At 41.6% G+C, this 20365-nt stretch carries 21 protein-coding genes; 2 read left to right on the top strand and 19 right to left on the bottom strand.

Annotation, left to right across the window (positions count from 1 at the left end; genetic code table 11):
* Positions 1 to 57: 57 nt before the first annotated feature.
* The 19 genes from spo0A to PQ460_RS08535 all read right to left on the bottom strand — a co-directional run bounded on the left by spo0A (position 58) and on the right by PQ460_RS08535 (position 18573).
* Entirely contained in the window at positions 58 to 891 is an 834-nt protein-coding gene (spo0A, locus tag PQ460_RS08625) for a sporulation transcription factor Spo0A (protein WP_204823437.1), read from the bottom strand.
* Positions 892 to 1216: 325 nt separating this feature from the next.
* Positions 1217 to 2956 carry a DNA repair protein RecN gene (gene recN, locus PQ460_RS08620; protein WP_274172357.1) on the bottom strand — a complete coding sequence of 580 codons (1740 nt, stop codon included), beginning with the start codon at positions 2954 to 2956 and terminating at the stop codon, positions 1217 to 1219.
* A gap of 134 nt (positions 2957 to 3090) precedes the next feature.
* Positions 3091 to 3540, bottom strand: a complete 450-nt coding sequence (gene ahrC / locus PQ460_RS08615) for a transcriptional regulator AhrC/ArgR (protein WP_069329109.1) — start codon at positions 3538 to 3540, stop codon at positions 3091 to 3093.
* 468 nt (positions 3541 to 4008) lie between these two features.
* Positions 4009 to 4866: a TlyA family RNA methyltransferase gene (locus PQ460_RS08610; RefSeq protein WP_274172356.1), complete on the bottom strand. Its 858-nt coding sequence runs from the start codon at positions 4864 to 4866 to the stop codon at positions 4009 to 4011.
* Between the two features lie 106 nt (positions 4867 to 4972).
* Positions 4973 to 6877 (bottom strand): 1-deoxy-D-xylulose-5-phosphate synthase, encoded by a 1905-nt coding sequence (dxs, locus tag PQ460_RS08605; protein ID WP_273612940.1) that lies wholly within the window; start codon positions 6875 to 6877, stop codon positions 4973 to 4975.
* A 216-nt stretch (positions 6878 to 7093) separates the two neighbouring features.
* Entirely contained in the window at positions 7094 to 8047 is a 954-nt protein-coding gene (locus PQ460_RS08600) for a polyprenyl synthetase family protein (protein ID WP_443147195.1), read from the bottom strand.
* Positions 7989 to 8249 (bottom strand): exodeoxyribonuclease VII small subunit, encoded by a 261-nt coding sequence (gene xseB, locus PQ460_RS08595; protein ID WP_273612941.1) that lies wholly within the window; start codon positions 8247 to 8249, stop codon positions 7989 to 7991. Before xseB ends, PQ460_RS08600 begins: the two co-directional genes overlap by 59 nt.
* The gene (gene xseA, locus PQ460_RS08590) at positions 8236 to 9597 is read right to left on the bottom strand and encodes an exodeoxyribonuclease VII large subunit (RefSeq protein ID WP_274172355.1); all 1362 of its coding nucleotides are present in this window, start codon (positions 9595 to 9597) and stop codon (positions 8236 to 8238) included. Before xseA ends, xseB begins: the two co-directional genes overlap by 14 nt.
* Positions 9598 to 9614: 17 nt before the next feature.
* Positions 9615 to 10472, bottom strand: a complete 858-nt coding sequence (gene folD, locus PQ460_RS08585) for a bifunctional methylenetetrahydrofolate dehydrogenase/methenyltetrahydrofolate cyclohydrolase FolD (protein WP_273612943.1) — start codon at positions 10470 to 10472, stop codon at positions 9615 to 9617.
* Positions 10473 to 10571: 99 nt separating this feature from the next.
* Positions 10572 to 11033 (bottom strand): transcription antitermination factor NusB, encoded by a 462-nt coding sequence (nusB, locus tag PQ460_RS08580; RefSeq protein WP_273612944.1) that lies wholly within the window; start codon positions 11031 to 11033, stop codon positions 10572 to 10574.
* Between the two features lie 224 nt (positions 11034 to 11257).
* Positions 11258 to 11491 (bottom strand): DUF2273 domain-containing protein, encoded by a 234-nt coding sequence (locus tag PQ460_RS08575; RefSeq protein ID WP_204823429.1) that lies wholly within the window; start codon positions 11489 to 11491, stop codon positions 11258 to 11260.
* Positions 11492 to 11506: 15 nt separating this feature from the next.
* A complete protein-coding gene (gene amaP, locus PQ460_RS08570; protein ID WP_273612945.1) occupies positions 11507 to 12046 on the bottom strand; it encodes an alkaline shock response membrane anchor protein AmaP in 540 nt (179 codons plus the stop codon).
* Between the two features lie 81 nt (positions 12047 to 12127).
* The gene (locus PQ460_RS08565; protein WP_204823427.1) at positions 12128 to 12541 is read right to left on the bottom strand and encodes an Asp23/Gls24 family envelope stress response protein; all 414 of its coding nucleotides are present in this window, start codon (positions 12539 to 12541) and stop codon (positions 12128 to 12130) included.
* 67 nt (positions 12542 to 12608) lie between these two features.
* Positions 12609 to 13952 carry an acetyl-CoA carboxylase biotin carboxylase subunit gene (gene accC, locus PQ460_RS08560; protein ID WP_204823426.1) on the bottom strand — a complete coding sequence of 448 codons (1344 nt, stop codon included), beginning with the start codon at positions 13950 to 13952 and terminating at the stop codon, positions 12609 to 12611.
* Positions 13953 to 13995: 43 nt separating this feature from the next.
* The gene (gene accB / locus PQ460_RS08555; RefSeq protein WP_274172354.1) at positions 13996 to 14481 is read right to left on the bottom strand and encodes an acetyl-CoA carboxylase biotin carboxyl carrier protein; all 486 of its coding nucleotides are present in this window, start codon (positions 14479 to 14481) and stop codon (positions 13996 to 13998) included.
* Between the two features lie 196 nt (positions 14482 to 14677).
* Positions 14678 to 15040 (bottom strand): VOC family protein, encoded by a 363-nt coding sequence (locus PQ460_RS08550; protein ID WP_274172353.1) that lies wholly within the window; start codon positions 15038 to 15040, stop codon positions 14678 to 14680.
* Between the two features lie 117 nt (positions 15041 to 15157).
* Positions 15158 to 16411 (bottom strand): aspartate kinase, encoded by a 1254-nt coding sequence (locus PQ460_RS08545; protein ID WP_273612948.1) that lies wholly within the window; start codon positions 16409 to 16411, stop codon positions 15158 to 15160.
* Positions 16412 to 16776: 365 nt separating this feature from the next.
* A complete protein-coding gene (gene efp / locus PQ460_RS08540; RefSeq protein WP_069329094.1) occupies positions 16777 to 17334 on the bottom strand; it encodes an elongation factor P in 558 nt (185 codons plus the stop codon).
* Between the two features lie 162 nt (positions 17335 to 17496).
* Positions 17497 to 18573 carry a M24 family metallopeptidase gene (locus PQ460_RS08535; RefSeq protein ID WP_273612950.1) on the bottom strand — a complete coding sequence of 359 codons (1077 nt, stop codon included), beginning with the start codon at positions 18571 to 18573 and terminating at the stop codon, positions 17497 to 17499.
* A 373-nt stretch (positions 18574 to 18946) separates the two neighbouring features.
* Here PQ460_RS08535 and PQ460_RS08530 point away from each other — a divergent pair, with 373 nt between their 5' ends.
* Positions 18947 to 19939: a DUF1385 domain-containing protein gene (locus PQ460_RS08530; RefSeq protein WP_274172352.1), complete on the top strand. Its 993-nt coding sequence runs from the start codon at positions 18947 to 18949 to the stop codon at positions 19937 to 19939.
* 5 nt (positions 19940 to 19944) lie between these two features.
* Positions 19945 to 20331, top strand: coding sequence for a hypothetical protein (locus PQ460_RS08525; RefSeq protein ID WP_273612952.1), 387 nt, complete (start codon positions 19945 to 19947; stop codon positions 20329 to 20331).
* Positions 20332 to 20365: the final 34 nt, after the last annotated feature.

Here is a 20365-nt window from a genome sequence, read left to right as displayed (position 1 = left end):
TAGTATCTTAGAAATAAGTGCTATTTTTAATTTACTTCATTAGTGTATTAGAACTATTTAATTCGGAACCTTATGCTCAATTCTAAGCTTATCTGCTACCATCGCAATAAACTCACTGTTAGTCGGTTTACTTTTACTAATATTAATCGTATAGCCGAACAAATGACTGATACTATCAATATTCCCTCTTGTCCAAGCCACTTCGATGGCGTGGCGGATGGCACGTTCTACGCGGGAAGGGGTTGTTTTGAACTTGTCTGCGATTGCAGGATATAAGGTCTTGGTGATCGATCCTAGAATCTCGATATTGTTGTAGACCATCGTGATCGCTTCACGTAAGTATTGGTAGCCTTTGATATGTGCAGGAACGCCGATCTCGTGGATGATTGCTGTAATGTTCGCATCCAGATTTTTGCCTCTTGTTACAGGCGGTAGACCGTTATTGACTTTGTTACCCATGCTATTGCTGCTATTACCTGGTTGCATATTGCCACCGCTATTGGTAATGGGAGATCCTACCAATTGGCGCACACGACTTACCAGTACTTCCATATCGAAAGGCTTGAGGATGTAGTAAGACGCACCCAGTTGTACTGCACGTTGTGTAATATTTTCTTGACCAAATGCAGTCAGCATAATAATCTTCGGTGCTGGAGATAGATTCATATCCCGCAAGCGTTCCAACACACCCAATCCATCGAGGTGTGGCATAATGATATCCAGGATCAACACATCTGGAAGATCTGGTAATTGATCGATCATCTGCAATACTTCTTCCCCATTAAATGCGATACCTGCTACTTCCATATCTTCTTGATTGGAAATATATTCAGCAAGCATATTGGTAAATTCACGATTATCGTCCGCTAATAATACTTTGATATCTGACACGGTATAATTCCTCCTTATGAGTTTTCTTTAACTATGATATAGCGGTTCGTTGGACTTGCATCATTAGACTGTTTGGGAATGATTGAAGACTATATTTGAACTTTAATCACAGTGATCAAAAGTCTTTACAGAAATTTGACTGTTTTGGACTCTTTAGTATAGTTTTCGACATCAACAAGGGTATTCCTGCTGTCGAATGTAAAAAAGCGGATTATTTTTCCATATTTGCTAACTTGGTTGATGAACAGACCTTATCTATATGTATAACACAAAAGGAAGAGCTTTAAGCTCTTCCTTTTGACTTGAGCATCACTTATGCATTTGCTTAGTGTACTGCATACGTAGAGCTATCTTTACGCGCTTCAGCAAGCTTCAACATTTCATGAGCATGATGATTCGTTTTCTCGGTAATCTCTACTCCACCTAGCATACGAGCAAGTTCACCGACACGTCCATCTTCATGAAGCGAAGTTACACGAGTCGCTGTACGATCTCCAATAATATGCTTTTCGATCAGGTATTGATGATCTGCCATACAAGCTACTTGCGGTAAGTGAGTAATCGAGAATACCTGACAATCAGCAGATAATTTGAACAATTTCTCTGCGATCGACTGAGCTGCCCGACCGCTAACCCCTGTATCCACTTCATCGAATACCAGTACAGGGACTTGATCATGACGAGCAAAGATACTTTTCAGTGCAAGCATAATACGTGACAACTCACCACCGGAAGCAATTTTACCTAGTGGACGTAAAGGCTCACCCGGGTTAGGAGAGATCAGGAATTCTGCATTATCGATCCCTTGACGGGTAACGCGAATTGTTCGTCCATTCCACTCTGCTCCATTAGGATCATCAATATAATCCATATTGACACGTAGTGAAGTACGTTCCATTTGCAAATGTTTAAGCTCTGCTTCGACTTGATTAGCCAGTTCATCTGCTGCTTTACGGCGAATCTTACTTAGTTTCTCACCGGTCTGAAGCAATTTATCCCGTAAGCGATCCCGACGTTCTGTCATTTCAGCCAGACGTTCGTCTTTATTTTCAAGCAGATCTGTCTCATGTTGAATTTTCTCATAGTAGGTCAGAATTTCTTCTACATTGTCTCCATACTTACGACGCAGACCAGAGATCTGATTCAGACGAGTCTCTACTTCTTCCAGACGACCTGGATTAAATTCGATATTTTCACGATAACTACGCAATTGATAAGCAGCATCTTCCAACTGATAAAAAGCCGATTGTAACTGCTCTAGAATTGGGTCTAATGCTTTGGAATCGTAACGAGCTACATCTTCTAGCTGTGAAATAGCGACCGTTACAGAACCCATACCGCCGTCTCCATTGATCGAATGATATCCACCTACGATGGCTTCCATCATTTTCTCACTATGAGATAGACGTAGACGTTCTTCTTGTAATAATTCATCTTCACCGATCTCTAGCCCTGCTGAAGAAATCTCTTCAAGCTGGAAACGGTATAGGTCTAGCATTTGATATGTTTTCTGACTGGTTTCTTGTAGATCACGTAATTCACGTTCTACTTTGGCATAGTCTGCATATTGTTGTTGATATTGAATTTTCACTGGATTGATATCTGCAAATCCGAATGTATCTAGCAAGCTCAGATGACGTTCTGGCTTCATCAAAGATTGGTGCTCATGCTGTCCATGAATATTGACCAGTTGCTCACCGATCTCACGCAACATCGTCAGATTCACTAACTGTCCATTAATACGCGCAGTACTCTTACCACTCGCTGTCACTTCACGGCGAATGACTAGATGTTCTTCTGCGGTTCCCTGAATGCCAAGCCGTGACATCGTATCCCATACCGGGTGATCTCCACGTAGCTCGAATAACGCTTCCATCTCAGCTTTATCATTTCCGTAACGTACCAATTCCGCTGAACCTCGACTACCTGCAATCAGACCTAATGCATCAATAATAATTGATTTACCTGCACCTGTCTCACCGCTCAGTACATGGAATCCTTTATGAAAATAAACGTCGATTTCTTCAACAACAGCCAGGTTTTTAATGCTCAGCATAACTAGCATGAGCCTCACTCCTCTTCGTATAAAAGACTATAGAGCAACGCTTTTAGACCGAGATGGATCAAGCTCATGCTGTTAGGCTGACCGCTTGTGTGCCGAGCCGAACATTAACGTATCCATTACAACGAGATTGATGATTACGAGATAAAGCTCATAATTTGATCAATCACCTGTTGGCTGTCTTCCGGTTGACGGCAAATAATCAGTAGCGTATCGTCTCCTGAAATAGTTCCCATAATCTGAGGCCATTCCATATTATCGATAAGCGCTGCGATTGAATTCGCTGTACCTGGTAAGAACTTCATAACCACCAGATTAGTTGTAAAATCTACTTGCAAGAAATTGTCCACCAATGCACGCTTTAACTTCTGCACCGGGTTATAACGTTGATCCGTTGGTAATGAATATTTATACCTTCCGTCATCCGTTGGAATTTTGATTAGCAATAGTTCTTTAATATCCCGTGATACGGTTGCTTGTGTTACTTGAAAGCCTGCATTACGCAATGCTTCGACTAGATCGTCTTGAGTTTCGATATCTTGATGGGTGATAATCTCCCGTATTTTGATATGTCGTTGTCCCTTCATAAAGACCTCCGTTTGTGATGTGCTCTCTATAGTCTTAACCTTCCGCTATCTCTATCTGTGTGTATTTATGCACCATACACAGAACATGCTCACATCTTTATTCGTGAACATATACGTATATTCCTTTTTGTGAATGGAAAATACTGTAGATATGAGGATCATTGATCATTAGCCGAACAGATTATCCTATTGTAACATCCAGAACGAGAAGGTCCAAGCTTCAGCGATCTCAATTGAGTCGATTCGCTGTGAAGCATATAGGCTACACTAATAGTGCTAAGCGCTATAGTCGGAACGTTCGTTCTCATTATATAGGAATACCTGTTCGTAAATCAATAGTCTTTTGGAATTAGTTTTTTCTTCCAGTTGAATCAATACATACGAACAAAAAAACCTGAGCTCAGTAACATACACCGAACATCAGGTCTTTGTTGTGTTTGAATCCATATCAATCGATCTTTATTATTTTTACTTTTTAGCAGAACCCCCGCGAAACGTATGAGCCGCTTCAAGTGCAGTCTGCGAAGCAAGTGCAGGAATATCAATAACATCTAGTTGCTCGGCAGTATCGTCTCCTTCACCGGAAGGCAGATACCAGTGAGCTAGAAATTCAATATTCCCTTCTCCCCCGGTAATCGGTGAAAAAGTAACACCTTTCAATACGTATCCGATTTCTCTGGCAAAAGTAAGCACATGTAGCAATACTTCTTCATGAATCTTCGGATCACGTACAACGCCTGTTTTGCCCACTTTGTCACGACCGGCTTCAAATTGAGGCTTAATCAGTGCTGCAATATCAGCAGGACGATCTAGCAAATCTTTGAGCGGTGGTAACATCAATCGTAACGAGATAAAGGATACATCGATACTTGCAAAATTAGGACGTGGCCCTTTCAGTTGATCCGGTGTCATATAACGGAAGTTCGTCCGCTCCATTACCTGTACTTGTGGATGGTTCCGAAGTGACCAATCAAGCTGGTTGTAACCAACATCAATCGCATATACATATTCGGCTCCATGTTGTAATGCACAGTCGGTAAATCCTCCTGTTGAAGAACCAATATCAAGCATGGTGCGTCCTGTCATCGGAATTTCAAAATGTTTAAGTGCTTTCTCTAGCTTCAATCCGCCACGACTTACATATGGATGAACAGAACCTTTGACATTAAGATCTGTATCCCGAGCGATCTTCATACCGGGCTTCTCCAGACGTTCTGTGCCTGCATAGACTAATCCAGCCATGATGGCTGCTTTGGCTTTCTCACGACTCTCGTAGTAGCCTTGTTCGACGAGTAAGACGTCAATTCGTTCTTTATCACTTGCCATGATTGGATATCTCCTAGCTTGCAAAATGAGATAACAACATGAAACGAAGCGGACAAAATACTCTCCGCTTCGCTTCTGTTGATCTTATGGTGTATTTATAAAAAGATTAGACTGAGTTTTTGTGAAATGTAATCGCTTCGCCTGGCGCAAGCGCTTTGAGAGCAGTAGCGATATTTTCAGTAGTTAATCCTGCTTCACGTTGTTGGTCTTTGATACTGCCATGTTCGATAAATTCATCCGGTACACCCATGATGCCTACAGCAACATCGTGTAATCCTTTTGAAGCATAAAACTCAAGCACAGCGCTACCCATACTACCTGCTTGGGAAGCTTCTTCGACAACAAGCATACGTGTACCTTTTGCAGCTAGATCAAGCAATAATTGCTCATCTAACGGCTTCATAAAGCGCGCATTCACTACAGATACGTTCATGCCATCACGTTTCAGTTCATCGGCTACTTCCAATCCAAGCTGAACCATCGGCCCAGAACCTAGAATCGCGTAACCTTCCCCTTCACGTACTGTTTCCCATTGTCCGATAGGAATAGCTGTTAACACTTGATCCAAAGGAACACCTAAGCCGTTAATCCTTGGATAACGGTAAGCGATAGGGCCTTCATTGTAATCAAGAGCTGTTTTCATCATATGACGAAGTTCATTTTCATCCTTCGGCATCATAATGACCATATTCGGGATATGACGCATAAATGCGATATCATATACTCCTTGGTGAGTCTCTCCATCTGCACCGACAAAGCCAGCACGATCAATTGCAAACATTACATTTGCATTGTGACGGCAAATATCATGCACAATCTGATCATACGCACGTTGCATAAATGTAGAATATACCGCATAGACAGGTTTCATGCCTTCCATTGCAAGTGCCGCACACATCGTAGCTGCATGTTGCTCTGCGATCCCTACATCAATCATACGATCAGGGAAACGCGCTGCAAATGGAAACAATCCTGAACCACCCGGCATTGCCGGTGTCACTGCTACAATACGCTCATCTTGCTCTGCAAGTTCGATCAATGTCTGACCGAATACTTCAGTATACATTGGATGACCGCCTGCTGCTTTGAGTACTTGACCGGATTCAATTTTGTATGGCGTAATTCCATGCCATTTGTAAGAATCGGCTTCTGCTGGTAGGTATCCTTTACCTTTGATCGTTACTACATGGATCATTACCGGGCCTTCTACATTATCCGCTTGTTGCAACGTTTCCAACAATTTAGGAATATCATGACCATCGACAGGTCCTAGATAAGTGAATCCTAATTCTTCAAATAGTACACCCGATACCATAGCATATTTCAGCGTATCTTTAAGCTTTTCAGCCGTTTTGGCAATTTTATCACCGATTGCTGGAATCTTTTTGATCAATGATTCCATTTCATCTTTAGCACGCAAATAATTTTTATCCGAGCGAATTTTGCCTAGATATTTGTGCATTGCGCCTACGTTTGGAGCAATCGACATTTCGTTATCATTCAAAATAACTGTCAATTTACGTTGCTCATGACCGATATGGTTCAATGCTTCAAATGCCATACCGCCTGTTAACGCACCATCACCGATAATCGCGATAACTTTGTTATCTTCTTTTTTGAAATCACGTGCAAGTGCCATACCCATAGCCGCAGATAAAGAAGTACTGCTATGTCCGGCTTCCCATACGTCATGTTCACTTTCATTCCGTTTGACAAATCCGCACAATCCTTTATATTTACGCAATGTATCAAAACGATCCATCCGTCCTGTCAATACTTTGTGCACATACGCTTGATGTCCAACATCAAAAATCATTTTGTCTTTTGGACTATCGTACAAATAATGAAGTGCCAGGGTGAGCTCCACTACACCCAGATTAGAAGCAAGGTGCCCACCAGTTGCTGACAATTTTTCGATCAGAAATTGACGAATCTCACCTGCTAAATCGGCTAATTGCTCTGTTGTTAGATCTTTAAGATCACTTGGTTGATGAATCTGTGGAAGCAGCACACCATTTCCCCGCTTTCCTTGTTGAATGCTTATCTACATCCAATTGGTTTTAAAATTATAATGTTTACCTTGCCTAACTTTTCATCTATCTTTTATATTATTATTCACTATATCACAACATTCCATTTTTTTCGAAAATGCCTAAATGGATGTATCTGAATAATGAATGTCTATCCTATATACGTATAGACGAACAAAAATGATCATACCTTGCGATTAATGATCTCTTTTCATCAAATAATCTGCAATTTCGGCTAGTCGTTGTGAATCTGCTAGATTAGCTTCTGCTAATGCTTGCTTCGCACTTTCCGTTAAGCGTTCTACCTCAGCTTGAGAAGCTTCGAGTCCGATAAAGTAAGGATACGTCACTTTTTGAGCTTTAATATCGCTTTGTGTCTTTTTACCCAGTAATGCCTCGTCTCCAATCACATCCAGAATATCATCCTGAATTTGAAACGCTAGACCGAGGTCAGAACCGAAGCGTCGCAAGGCATCTAGCTGTTCTTCAGTTGCACCCGCTGTACGTGCACCAGCAGTCAAAGAGAACATAAATAGATCGGCTGTTTTGTGCAAATGAATATATTCCAGTTGAGCAATTTCGGTCATCCCTTGCTCGCCTTCCATATCAGCCACCTGACCGCCTACCATCCCGCGCGGTCCTGCATATTCAGACATATCGCTAATAATCGCTAATACCGCTTCGGCAGGCACACCGGCTTTGGCTGCTTCGGTTACGGTGTAAAACGCTTGCGTTAACAGCGCATCACCCGCTAAAATCGCCATCGCTTCTCCGTATACTTTATGATTCGTCAATTTACCACGACGATAATCGTCATTATCCATTGCTGGTAGATCATCATGAACAAGTGAATACGTATGCACCATTTCTACAGCACAAGCTACAGGAAGAGCTGCTTGACGGGTTCCGCCCAAAGCTTCAGCGGCGGCAATCACGAATAATGGACGCAGCCTTTTGCCACCTGCCATTAACGAATATTGCATCGATTCTTGTAGATTGACCGGTACACTCCACTCAATCGGTAAAACAAATTTCAGTTGATCGCCCACATAAGTAGCAATCTCTTGCATATATGTTTGTAGATCCGGACGATTAGTCAATACTGCCACCGCTTTCTGATGCATCAAACGGCTTTTTGCGCAGTTCGCCATCTTCCTCTACGATCATTTCGATTTTGCGTTCTACTTGCTCTAATTTCGAACCGCAGACTTGAGACAATTTCATTCCTTGTTGAAAAAGGTCGATTGCTTTTTCCAATGGAACATCTCCATTTTCCAGTTCGGAGACGATTTCTTCCAGACGGTCCATTGCTTCTTCGAAGTTTAACTCTTTTTCTTTTTCAGCTTTTGCCATCGGTTGCCGCCTCCTTGATCTCTGTCACCTGACAATTCAATTGTCCATCTTCTACATTGACGATAATAGCATCGCCTTGTTGCACCTGCTGTACAGATTTGACCAATTGTTCTTGTTCGTCATACACCAGACTGTACCCTCTAGCCATCACTTTAAGCGGACTAAGCGCATCCAATTGCTTCATACCGAAGCCTAACTTTTGTTGCTTTTGCCGTAAAATACTGCTCATACGAAGTTCCAGTTGTTGACGTGCTACGTCTGTACGACGACGAGCATAAATCAATTGTTCTTGCGGATTATGACGAGCTAAGCGCTGGTTGAATCGTCCCAGACGATCACGCTGAATATGAGCACGACGCTGTAGACTGCTACTTAACCGTCTTTCTAACATATCTAATCTCGTCATATGTTGAACCAAATGACGTTGCGGATGTAACAACACAGGTGCACGACGTAAACGTTCTAGTCGTTCACGTTGACGCTGAGATAGACGTAACAGCCCTTGCTTGAGTTGTCTACGCCGTTGTTCTACTTGAGCGCGTAGTTCATTGATATTTGGTACAGCTAGCTCTGCCGCCGCTGTAGGCGTTGCAGCACGAAGATCGGCTACAAAGTCAGCAATCGTAAAGTCAGTCTCATGACCGACCGCAGAAATAATAGGAATCGTTGAAGAAGCGATAGCACGTGCCACGATTTCTTCATTAAACGCCCATAATTCTTCCAGTGATCCACCACCACGACCGACAATCAATACATCTGCTTCTTGCATACGATTGAAATTTTGGATCGCTTTGACGACAGAAGCTCCTGCCCCTTTTCCTTGCACCAGTACAGGGTAGACTTCAATCTTAACGATCGGATATCGTCTACGAATCGTTGTTAAAATATCTCGCACTGCTGCTCCTGTACCGGAAGTAATCACACCGATCACTTTGGGATACAGAGGTAATGGACGCTTACGTGTAGAATCAAAAAGCCCTTCATGTTCTAACTTCTGCTTGAGCTGTTCATAGGCAAGATATAGACTTCCTATGCCATCCGGTTGCATTTGCGTCACATAAAATTGATACTGTCCGTCCCGCTCAAATACAGAGATATTTCCTTTTGCCATCACTCTAGCGCCTTCTTTAGGTATAAAAGGAAGACGCTGATTGTGAGAAGCAAACATAATCGTTTTGATACGACTGCTTTCATCTTTTAACGTAAAATACATATGTCCACTGGAATGATGGGTGAAATTCGAAATTTCACCGCGTAACCATACCTCAGACAACAATGGATCGGATTCCATTTTCATCCGAATATATTTGTTTATTTCTTTGATTGAATAGACTTTTTGCTGCTGCATACCATCAGCCGCCTTCCTTACTTCAAGCCGTGAGCACGTTTCGCAGCGACCAGAGTGTTCTGCATTAACATCGTAATCGTCATTGGGCCTACACCGCCGGGTACAGGAGTAATTGGACCGGATACTTGCTTCGCACTTTCAAAATCAACATCGCCTGCAAGCTTACCGTTGTCCAGACGATTTACCCCTACATCGATAACGACAGCACCGGGCTTAATATAACTAGCATCGACAAAGTTAGCTTTTCCGATCGCTACCACCAGAATATCTGCTTGTTTGGCTAATTCTTTCATATTGCTTGTGCGGGAGTGACACATCGTTACTGTTGCATTTTCACGTTGTAATAGTAGAGATACTGGTTTACCTACAATATTACTGCGTCCAATGACTACAGCATGTTTACCCGAAATCTCAACACCTGCACGCTTGATTAATTCAATGACGCCCGCAGGTGTACAAGGCAATAGGCTATCGTCACCAATAACCAGATTTCCTACGCTGATCGGGTGAAAACCATCGACATCTTTTTCTGGAGAAATCGCATTGATAATTGCTTTTTCTTCAATCTGCTCTGGCAATGGAAGCTGTACTAAAATGCCGTTAATATTTTCTTGCTTATTCAATCGATCGACCATCGCTAACAATTCTTCTTGCGAAGTTGTAGATGGTAGACGGTGCACTTCAGAGTAATAGCCAAGATCATGACAAGCTTTTTCTTTATGGCGCACATATACTTGTGAAGCAGGGTCTTCCCCTACCAGTACAACAGCGAGCCCTGGTTGGAAACCTGTTGTTTTCAATTGTTCCATTTCTTGACGGATACCTTCACGAATGTCTTCTGCTATTTGTTTACCATTGATAATTGTTGCTGTCATGATAATCGCTCCTTTACCTGTTCGGAAAATTAAGTTTTATCGTTCAACTGCTTGACGTTTATCGTTGATGTCTGATGATCGTTTACTCTAAAAAATTGATTATTCTGCTTCTGTACGTGCTTCTTTTAATTTATCCAGATCTTGAATCATTTTACCCAGTACACCGTTAACGAATTTACCGGATTCTTCTGTACCAAAATGCTTGGACAATTCGATCGCTTCATTGACAGCGACTTTGGCAGGTACATCGTTATGGAATACCATTTCATAGACGGCTTGACGCAAAATCTGGCTGTCTACACGAGATAGACGGCTGATCTGCCAGCCTTTCAAATACTCTTCCAATAGGTGATCGATCGCTTCTTTGTTCGTAAATGTACCGTTTACGATATCAAGTACATATGCTTTTAATTTAGCTTCATCACGAATTTCAACTTCAGATTCGTTTTCTTGTGCTGCTTCTTCCAGCAACATTTCGATCGCTTCTTCTGCTTTTACATCGTTCATTTCCATTTGGTACAGACTTTGTACAACGATCTCACGTGCTAATCTTCTTTTCATTCTTGGGTTCCTCCCGGTATGGATAAGCAGCTATATCTACATTCAGCATACTATCCTGTGTACCTTATTATTTTCAATTCATTTATTGTACTCACGACAACCTATTCGCATCTATCGATCTTTCAAGTTCATATCTTCTAGCATACCAAAAAACCTGTCGTACATCATGCCCGGCTGTATAATTTATGATCCAATACGTAGTCCGGGAATGAGGTATGACAGGTTCATTTAAACGGGCGCCAGCGATCCGATATCCACGCATTCACCCGTTCCCAGGGAATGACAGAGCCTAATCGCATATCTTTATGCTTGCCGACGCTATAGCCTATGAACACTAACAGTGCAAAGAACAACATATCCCAAAAACCAACTACCACATATAATACTCCGAACAAAAGACCTGCGGCTACACCTGTTATCCGTCCTCCGTGAGTTTCCCAGATTGCTTTCCATATCATAAGGAGAACTCCCTTCTACTCCACTCTGCTTTTGAATGCAGGAGATTGAACGATATTCGCTATAAACACCGATACCGAGGATACCGGAATACCTGTAATTTCTTCGACTTGATCATGAACCGATTTTTGCATATTTTCCGTCAGTTCTGGAATAGAACTTTCTCCGTCTACGATCGCTCTAATCATAATTTCAAGACCTGATTCGATCACCCGCACACGCGTTTTGACATCACGTACACCACGCGAACGTTCGGCTACTTTGAGGCACATATTTTCTACCGTTTCCAGTGAAATCTGAATATCCCCAAATTCTGTACGTTGATGCACCGAATGATGATGTCCACGCTCTGAACGCACAGATAGATAGAAAAAGCGGATACTTAGCAAAAATAAGATTACAGCTACAATCACAATCGTAATATACAGATTTTGTTCGTTACGATCATTCAATTCTACAGGCACTTTGCCACTTAGTAAAAGGATTGCAAGCACAGACAAGATTCCAATGCTCAGACTGTAAATAAATAAAAGCAGTCTGTCTATAATTTTAGCCAAGAGTGTGCAGCCCCTTTACATTATAGTAAACATAGTAAACCCCTGACTGTTACGTCGGGGGTTTATGATTGCTTTTCGTGCTTATTTGACCCGCTGTGAAAATTCTACTTCTTCGCTTCTGCTCTTCTCTGTCGTCTCTAAATGCACATCATGAATCTGTACATTTACTTCAACTACAGTTAGACCAGTCATCGTTTCAATAGAACGTTTGACATTACGCTGAATCTCAGCTGCCACTTCAGGTAGACGATGTCCATAATGAACAATCACAGAGACATCTACAGCTGCTTCACGTTGTCCTACTTCTACTTTTACACCACGGGAAAGATTTTTGCGACCGAGCAATTCAGCAATACCACCGGCAAAGCCGCCACTCATGCCTGCTACACCTTTTACTTCAATTGTCGCTAGACCTGCGATCACTTCAATGACCTCGGGAGCAATCTGAATCTCACCTATATCTGTCCGCTCAAATTCAGTCGGTAACGTACTCATATTTATCTATACACCTCCTGCTAAGTAAACTAAATATAACATGTGAATGATTCATTGACAAACAAGCTTAGACTTCGTTTTCCTCAAGGAACTTGATGTCAAAATCGCCACGTACAAATGTCTCATGATTCAATAGACGCATGTGGAAAGGAATCGTAGTATAAATACCTTCAATCGCAAATTCATCTAAAGCACGTTTCATTTTGGCAATAGCTTGCTCACGAGTTGGAGCCCAGACAATCAACTTCGCGATCATGGAATCATAGTAAGGACTGATCGTATATCCTGGATATGCGCCACTATCTACACGTACACCCGGACCACCTGGTGGTAAGTAGAAATCAATCTTACCTGGACTTGGCATAAAGTTACGTTCAGGATCTTCGGCATTGATACGACATTCCATAGACCATCCGTTGATCACTACTTCATCTTGACGGAATGAAAGAGGATTGCCTTCTGCTACAGAAATCATTTCCTGAATCAAATCTATTCCCGTTACCATTTCAGTAACTGGATGTTCAACTTGAATACGAGTATTCATTTCCATAAAGTAAAATTGTCCATCTTCTCCAAGCAAGAACTCAAGTGTACCTGCACCTGAATAATTAACAGCAACAGCAGCACGTACAGCCGCTGCTCCCATTTCTTCGCGCAATTCAGGAGATAATACAGGACAAGGTGCTTCTTCAACCAATTTTTGACGACGACGTTGTACCGAGCAATCGCGTTCACCTAAATGAACCGCATTACCATGTTTGTCTGCAATAATCTGCACTTCCACATGCTTCATCGACGTTAAATATTTTTCTAAATAAACGCCACCATTACCAAACGCTTTTTGCGCTTCTTGTTGAGCAGCTGTGATTTGTTTGATCAATGATTCTTCGTCTTCAGCAAGGCGAATCCCTTTACCTCCACCACCTGCGGTAGCTTTGATAATGACAGGGTAACCAATCTCACGCGCGATCACGATCGCTTCGTCCATATCTTCTACGATTCCGTCAGAACCCGGAATAACCGGTACGCCTGCGGCAATCATCGTACGCTTCGCTTCAGACTTATCACCCATACGTGTAATCGCATCTGGTGATGGTCCAATAAACGTAATATTGCAAGATTCACAGATCTCTGCGAAATCTGCATTTTCAGCTAAGAAACCATAACCCGGGTGAACAGCATCACATTCAGTCAATGTTGCAACACTCATTAAGTTGGTTAAGTTTAGATAGCTATCTTTGGATAAAGTCGGCCCGATGCAGTATGCTTCATCAGCCAACCGTACGTGCAATGATTCGCGATCTGCTTCAGAATAGACAGCTACAGTAGCTATGCCTAATTCGCGACAAGCACGGATAATACGAACCGCAATTTCTCCACGATTCGCTATCAGTATTTTATGAAATTTCATTTTACGTTTCCTCCTCCGGGATTTGGCAAAAGCAATGTCTTGCTTATTCCGGTTTTACTAAGAATAATGGCTGTCCGTATTCAACAAGCTGTCCGTTTTCTGCCAAAATCTCTACAATTGTTCCTTTAGTCTCTGCTTCAAGCTCATTCATCAGCTTCATCGCTTCGATAATACATACAGTCGATTTATCGTTGACTTGATCACCCGTGCTTACAAAAGGAGCCGCTTCTGGTGAAGAAGAACGATAGAACGTTCCAACCATAGGCGATACAATGGTATGTAAAGAAGGGTCTACTTCCGGAGTAGTCGGTGCTGCCGCTGGGGTAGCAGATGTTGGTGCTGTTACAGGCGCTTGCACCGCTTGAGGTGTAGCTACTGATGCACTTGCCGCTTGCTGTACATAGACCGTCTCAGCTTTGCTTGGCTTACGAATCACTAAACGTGATCCTTCATTTTCGATTTCTACTTCTTGTACAGATGTCTCGTCTACCAATTGAATCAATTCTTTAATTTCATTTAAGTTAAACATCTATTTTTCACTCCTTTAGCTTCATTGCCCGTTGTACACGGAAAGTTACACATAACGCTATGTATTATAGCACATTCATTAAAAAGGCGTGAACATCTTTGTTCACGCCTTTTTAATAAAGAATCCATCTACCAATTATCTGGCAAACAACTCCTTATTGATTTTCAATTTTGCGATTGAAAGATTAACCAATGCTCTACTCTTCATCTTGCGGAATTATTCGACCGATGCGGACAAGCAGACCACTAGGATCACTCACTGCAAATTCGTATACTCCCCAAGGTTTTAAGCAAGGTGTTCTTTTTTCGATAATCAAATCACTTACCTGTGCAGCTATCTCATCTACATTTTCCACATACAAATATAAACCGAAAGGATTGTCTTCGACCGTTTTGGGCCAATCTGGTACATAATTCAAATGCAGATGCCAACCGCGTCTATCAGACAGAATACGGTAATGACCATAATCATGGAGTACATCAAATCCTAATCGTCTATAGAAAGCTTCACTCTTATCAAGGTCTTGGCTCGCTATAATTGGAACGGAATAATGATTCATACAGCTTCCTCCCTTATAAACAGTACTGCATCCAGGTTAGCCTTGCATCGGAATAAACTCTTTCAAATTTTATAAATGTTATGCTTTATTATGCAGTTGTATCACAATACAATTCATTTAACGACGGTCTTGAGGGCCGCCTACAAATGCTTGTTCTTCGGTATCCAGACCATATGCTGTATGAAGTGCAGCCACGACATCTTGCAAGCGACTTGCTTCGATTACGCAGGATACTTTGATCTCAGATGTACTTACCATCTTAATACTAACTCCCTGTGCAGAGATGGCAGCAAACATTTGCGCAGCTACACCCGGGTGACTGACCATACCTGCACCCACGATGGATACTTTGACTAGATCAATTTCAGAAGTGACTTCACTGAAAGGAAGTTCGCTACGCAAGCTTTCCATAACTGCAAGTGCACGTTCACGATCTGCTAGACTTACTGTATAGGAAAAGTCTGCTTTGCCATCTAACACACCGCTCTGTACGATAAGGTCAACGTCTATTTTGGCAGTTGCGAGTTCTCCAAACATTTTCGCAAGTACTCCCGGTAGATCAGCAACGCCACGGATTGTAAGACGTGCTACATTTTTGTCATAAGCAATGCCGTTAACGACTGCTCCCTGTTCCATAGTTGTCTCCTCCTTCACAACGGTTCCTTCATTATAGTTAAAGCTAGAGCGCACAACGAGGCGTACATTGTTATGCTTGGCGTATTCTACAGCACGCGGATGAAGTACCGCTGCCCCTAAATTCGCCAGTTCTAGCATTTCGTCATAAGATATCTCTTGCAGTTTGCGAGCACATTTCACAATACGTGGATCAGTGGAATAAATACCATCAACATCGGTGTAAATTTCACAAGTATCGGCATTAATAGCTGCTGCAAGTGCAACTGCTGTTGTATCTGATCCTCCGCGTCCAAATGTTGTAATCTCGCCTTCTGCTGTGATTCCCTGAAATCCCGCTACGATCACAATTTTACCTGCTCCGATCGCTTTAAGTACACGTTCAGGCTGAATATTACGTATGCGTGCCTTGCCATGTTCCGCTTCTGTCTCAAAACCTGCTTGCCAACCGGTGAAAGATACGGCTTCTCTACCTAGATGCTGAATCGCCATCGATAACATCGCCATCGAGATCTGTTCACCTGTCGTCATCAACATATCCATTTCACGAGCAGGTGGATTCGGATTGAGCAGACGTGCCTGATCAATCAAATCATCTGTAGTATCTCCCATTGCCGAAACAACGACTACACAGTCGTGTCCTTCATCTTGCTTCTCAATAATGCGCTTTGCTACACGTTGCATGCGCTCGGTATCCCCGACGGAACTACCGCCGAATTTCATGACATACAAAGCCAAGACCTCTTCACTCCCTACTTGATACGGGTATATTATCTCTACAATATTTTACCCGGATTGAACAGCGTATTTAGGCGTTTCATACATAATAATGCATGAACATGCTTAGTCTTTAACAGTATAATACGAGAACGCGTTAAGTACTACCCGTAAATTAAAAAAGCTATACTAGAATGTTTACTCTATGTTAAATCCTTTTCTATTTAATTTCCATTGATTTCTAACGGGTTTATATAAGAAATATGTATATCAAACACAACTTCAAGATTATCCATCTTCTATACTCCTTATTGTATTTTATTCTAAAAAAAAGAATGAGCAGGCAATAAAGCCACTCATTCTTTTGATGGTACATATAGTAAGTACTACGCGCGAGAAACGTATTTACCTTCACGAGTATCGATGATTAGAACGTCACCTTCGTTGATAAACATAGGAACTTGAACAGTGTGTCCAGTTTCTAATTTTGCATTTTTAGTTGCGCCTGTTGCAGTGTTACCTTTGATTCCTGGCTCTGTTTCTGTAACAGCCAACTCTACGCTTGTTGGCAAGTTAATTCCAAGAATTTCACCTTGATAGCTAACGATGTTAACAGTCATGTTTTCTTTCAAGAATTTCAATTCCCATTCCAATTGCTTGGAGTTCAATTCGAATTGATCATAAGTTTCGTTATCCATAAATGCATGCTCGTCACCACTTGCATACAAGTATTGAACTCCACGGTTTTCGATTTGAGCACGAGCAATCGTTTCACCTGCACGGAAAGTACGTTCTACTACGTTACCGTTACGCAAGTTTCTCAATTTAGAACGCACGAATGCTGCGCCTTTACCTGGTTTTACGTGTTGGAATTCCAAAACGGAATAAATATTACCTTCTACTTCTACGGTCAAACCTGTTTTAAAATCATTTACTGAAATCAAAATAACGCCTCCTCAGATGTGGTAAAGCTGGTCTCTTGCATAATTCTATGAAGCCTATATATTGTACTATACCCCATAACAATCGGATACTATATCATCATATACAGGTATTTTATTCGGCAAAAGATAGTCATCATCCTGCATGACAGAACAATCTTTTCGTTATACCGGTAAAATCGTAAGTTCTTTGGTGGAATGAGTTAATACTCGAATACCATCTTCTGTGATTAATACATCATCTTCAATACGCACGCCGCCAAACCCTGGAATATAAATGCCCGGTTCTACGGTTACCACCATACCTGGAGATAATACCGTATCGCTCATTTTAGACAAGCGAGGCTCTTCATGCACTTCCATACCGATACCATGACCTGTACTATGTCCAAATGCTTCACCGTAACCATGAGAAGCAATAACATCACGTGCCAGTGCATCTGCATCTCTACCGCTCATACCTGGTTTTAAGTGTTTAAGCGTATTCAGTTGTGCTTCTAGTACGATATTGTAAATTTCAAGATGCTTTTCAGTTGGTGTACCTACAAATACAGTACGGGTTAGATCAGATACATAGCCTTGATAAATTGCACCAAAGTCTAAAGTAACAAATTCATTTTCACCGATTACTTTTTCGCTTGCTACGCCATGAGGCAAAGCAGAACGTTCACCTGAAGCGACAATCGTCTCAAATGAAGTCCCTGTTGCTCCTTGACGGCGCATAAAGGATTCCATTTCAAGTTCGATTTCTTGCTCTGTTACACCTGGTTTGATGTAGTTCAGGATATGGCTAAATGTGCGATCTGCGATATCAGTCGCTTTTTCGATAATAGCAATTTCTTCAGCGTCTTTGAAATTACGAATCTCTTCCATGATGCCGGATACAGGAACCAGCTCCACTGGTGCTAAATGTTTGCTGTACATTGCATATCTGCTATAAGGCACCAAATCTTGTTCAAATCCAAGCTTACTGATATTGCCTTTGGACAACAATTCTTTCATCGTATCGACTACATTTGCCGAATGTTCGACAACTGAAAAAGCTGTGGCTTGTTCTGGCGCTTGAGTCATATAACGGAAATCAGTCAATAAGTAAGCTTCCTGTGCAGTCACTAACACATAACCCGCAGAACCTGTAAACCCTGTCAAATATCTGCGATTCACACTACTTGTAATTAACAATGCCTCTAATTGTTGCTCTTGCATTGCTTGACGTAACTTATTTAAACGTTGTGTACTCAATTACATCTCTCCCCTTCAGCGTTTTAGAATAAAATACGACGTCTGCTAGTGAAATCAAAAATAATCTTTGCAAAGCAAAATATCTTACTTTCGCTTGGTTCTTTGTATCGTCGTATTGTGATCATTTTGGACAAATGTAAACTGAGAAATAGCCAAAAATTATTTTACCATACGAATTGCAATTTTGAGAATAGGCAGTACAATATCTTATCTGTTCTCTCTAGGCTTTCTCATAGTGTATTCTGGTAAAAATCAGCTAAATCCGCTACAATTAAAGGATAAGCTTATTTCTATCTATGATCAATGAACAGATAAGCTTGATCAGGCATTTCGTGAGTCACGATAATGTCGAACTACGGAAGGGTGACTGTACTTGTCAAAACAATCTGCTCCTCCGAGCTATGGCGGCCAAGCAGTAATAGAAGGCGTTATGTTCGGTGGAAAAAATGTGAATGTGACCGCTGTAAGACGTAAAGATGGTGAGATCACCTTTTTAGAAGTACCTAGACAGGATAAGTCATGGGTCAAAACATTACGCCGCATTCCATTGTTGCGAGGAATTATAAGTTTGATTGATTCAAGTGCCAAAGGCTCCAAACATCTGAATTATGCTGCTGATGCTTATTCCGAAGATCAGATGAGCCCTGAAGAATACGCGGAGCAGAAGCAAAAAGAAGAATCGAAAATGAGTCTTAGTATGATGCTTGGTGTGGCAGTAGTCGGTATTCTTTCTTTAATCGTAGGTAAGCTTGTTTTTACACTGGTTCCTGTGTTTGTCGAAAGTTTATTATTTGGAAAAGCTTTTGACAATCATGCACTGCATACGTTGCTTGAAGGAGTTATCAAAATTGTTCTGCTGTTGATCTACCTCTGGGCGATCTCACAGACACCTATGATTAAGCGACTGTTTCAATATCATGGTGCTGAACACAAAGTCATTACAGCTTATGAACATGGCGAAGAATTAACACCGGAAAATGTGCAAAAGTATAGTCGTCTGCATTATCGCTGCGGAAGCAGTTTTATTATATTAACCGTTATTATCGGAGTGATTATCTATGCGCTATTCAGTTGGGATAGTCTAACTGAGCGTATTATCCAACGTATCGTTTTGTTGCCTGTCGTCATTGGTGTGTCGTTTGAATTTTTGAAATTTACAAATAGCTTGCGTGAAGTACCTGTATTGCGCTATTTGGGATATCCCGGATTGTGGTTACAGTTGTTAACAACAAAAGAACCGACACTGGATCAAATTGAAGTCTCTATTGCTTCATTCAACCGCATGCGTGAATTAGATGCTGCTCTTGAACAACAGCATGTTCATTCTGCTGTTACCACTTCTTCGCCTGACCCTGTGAAAGGATGATAAAAATGAGAAAATCACCTGTTCAACTGATTGTTTTTGGAGTAGCTATGTTACTGGGTGCGGTCGGGCTGTTTCTTGAAATATTCCAAATGGTGGCTTCTCCTGCAACATATAATTGGGCGAATCTTATTGTACCGATCATCTTAATTGTTGTATTGTTTTTGGTTCTGCGTTCTACTTCTGGTATGTCTGGTCGAAGTTACAATGGCCCCAAAGTCAAACCTTCTGCACGCACCATGGCTAAAATGAATGGATCACAGAAAAATAGCTACAAAACAACTTCTGCTAGACCATCTAGCAGTCATTCATCCAAACCGAAAAAGAGTTATCCTTTTCAAGTGATTCAAGGCAATAAAGGAAAAGATGATGATGAAGCTCCTAAATTTCACTAGATTAATGAATAGATTCCAGATCCGTTCAGTATAG

Source organism: Paenibacillus sp. KACC 21273, from assembly GCF_028736095.1.
GTDB classification, from domain to species: domain Bacteria; phylum Bacillota; class Bacilli; order Paenibacillales; family Paenibacillaceae; genus Saccharibacillus; species Saccharibacillus kyungheensis.
The sequence above is the reverse complement of the archived record's forward strand: the minus strand, read 5'-3'. Positions and strand labels throughout refer to the sequence as shown.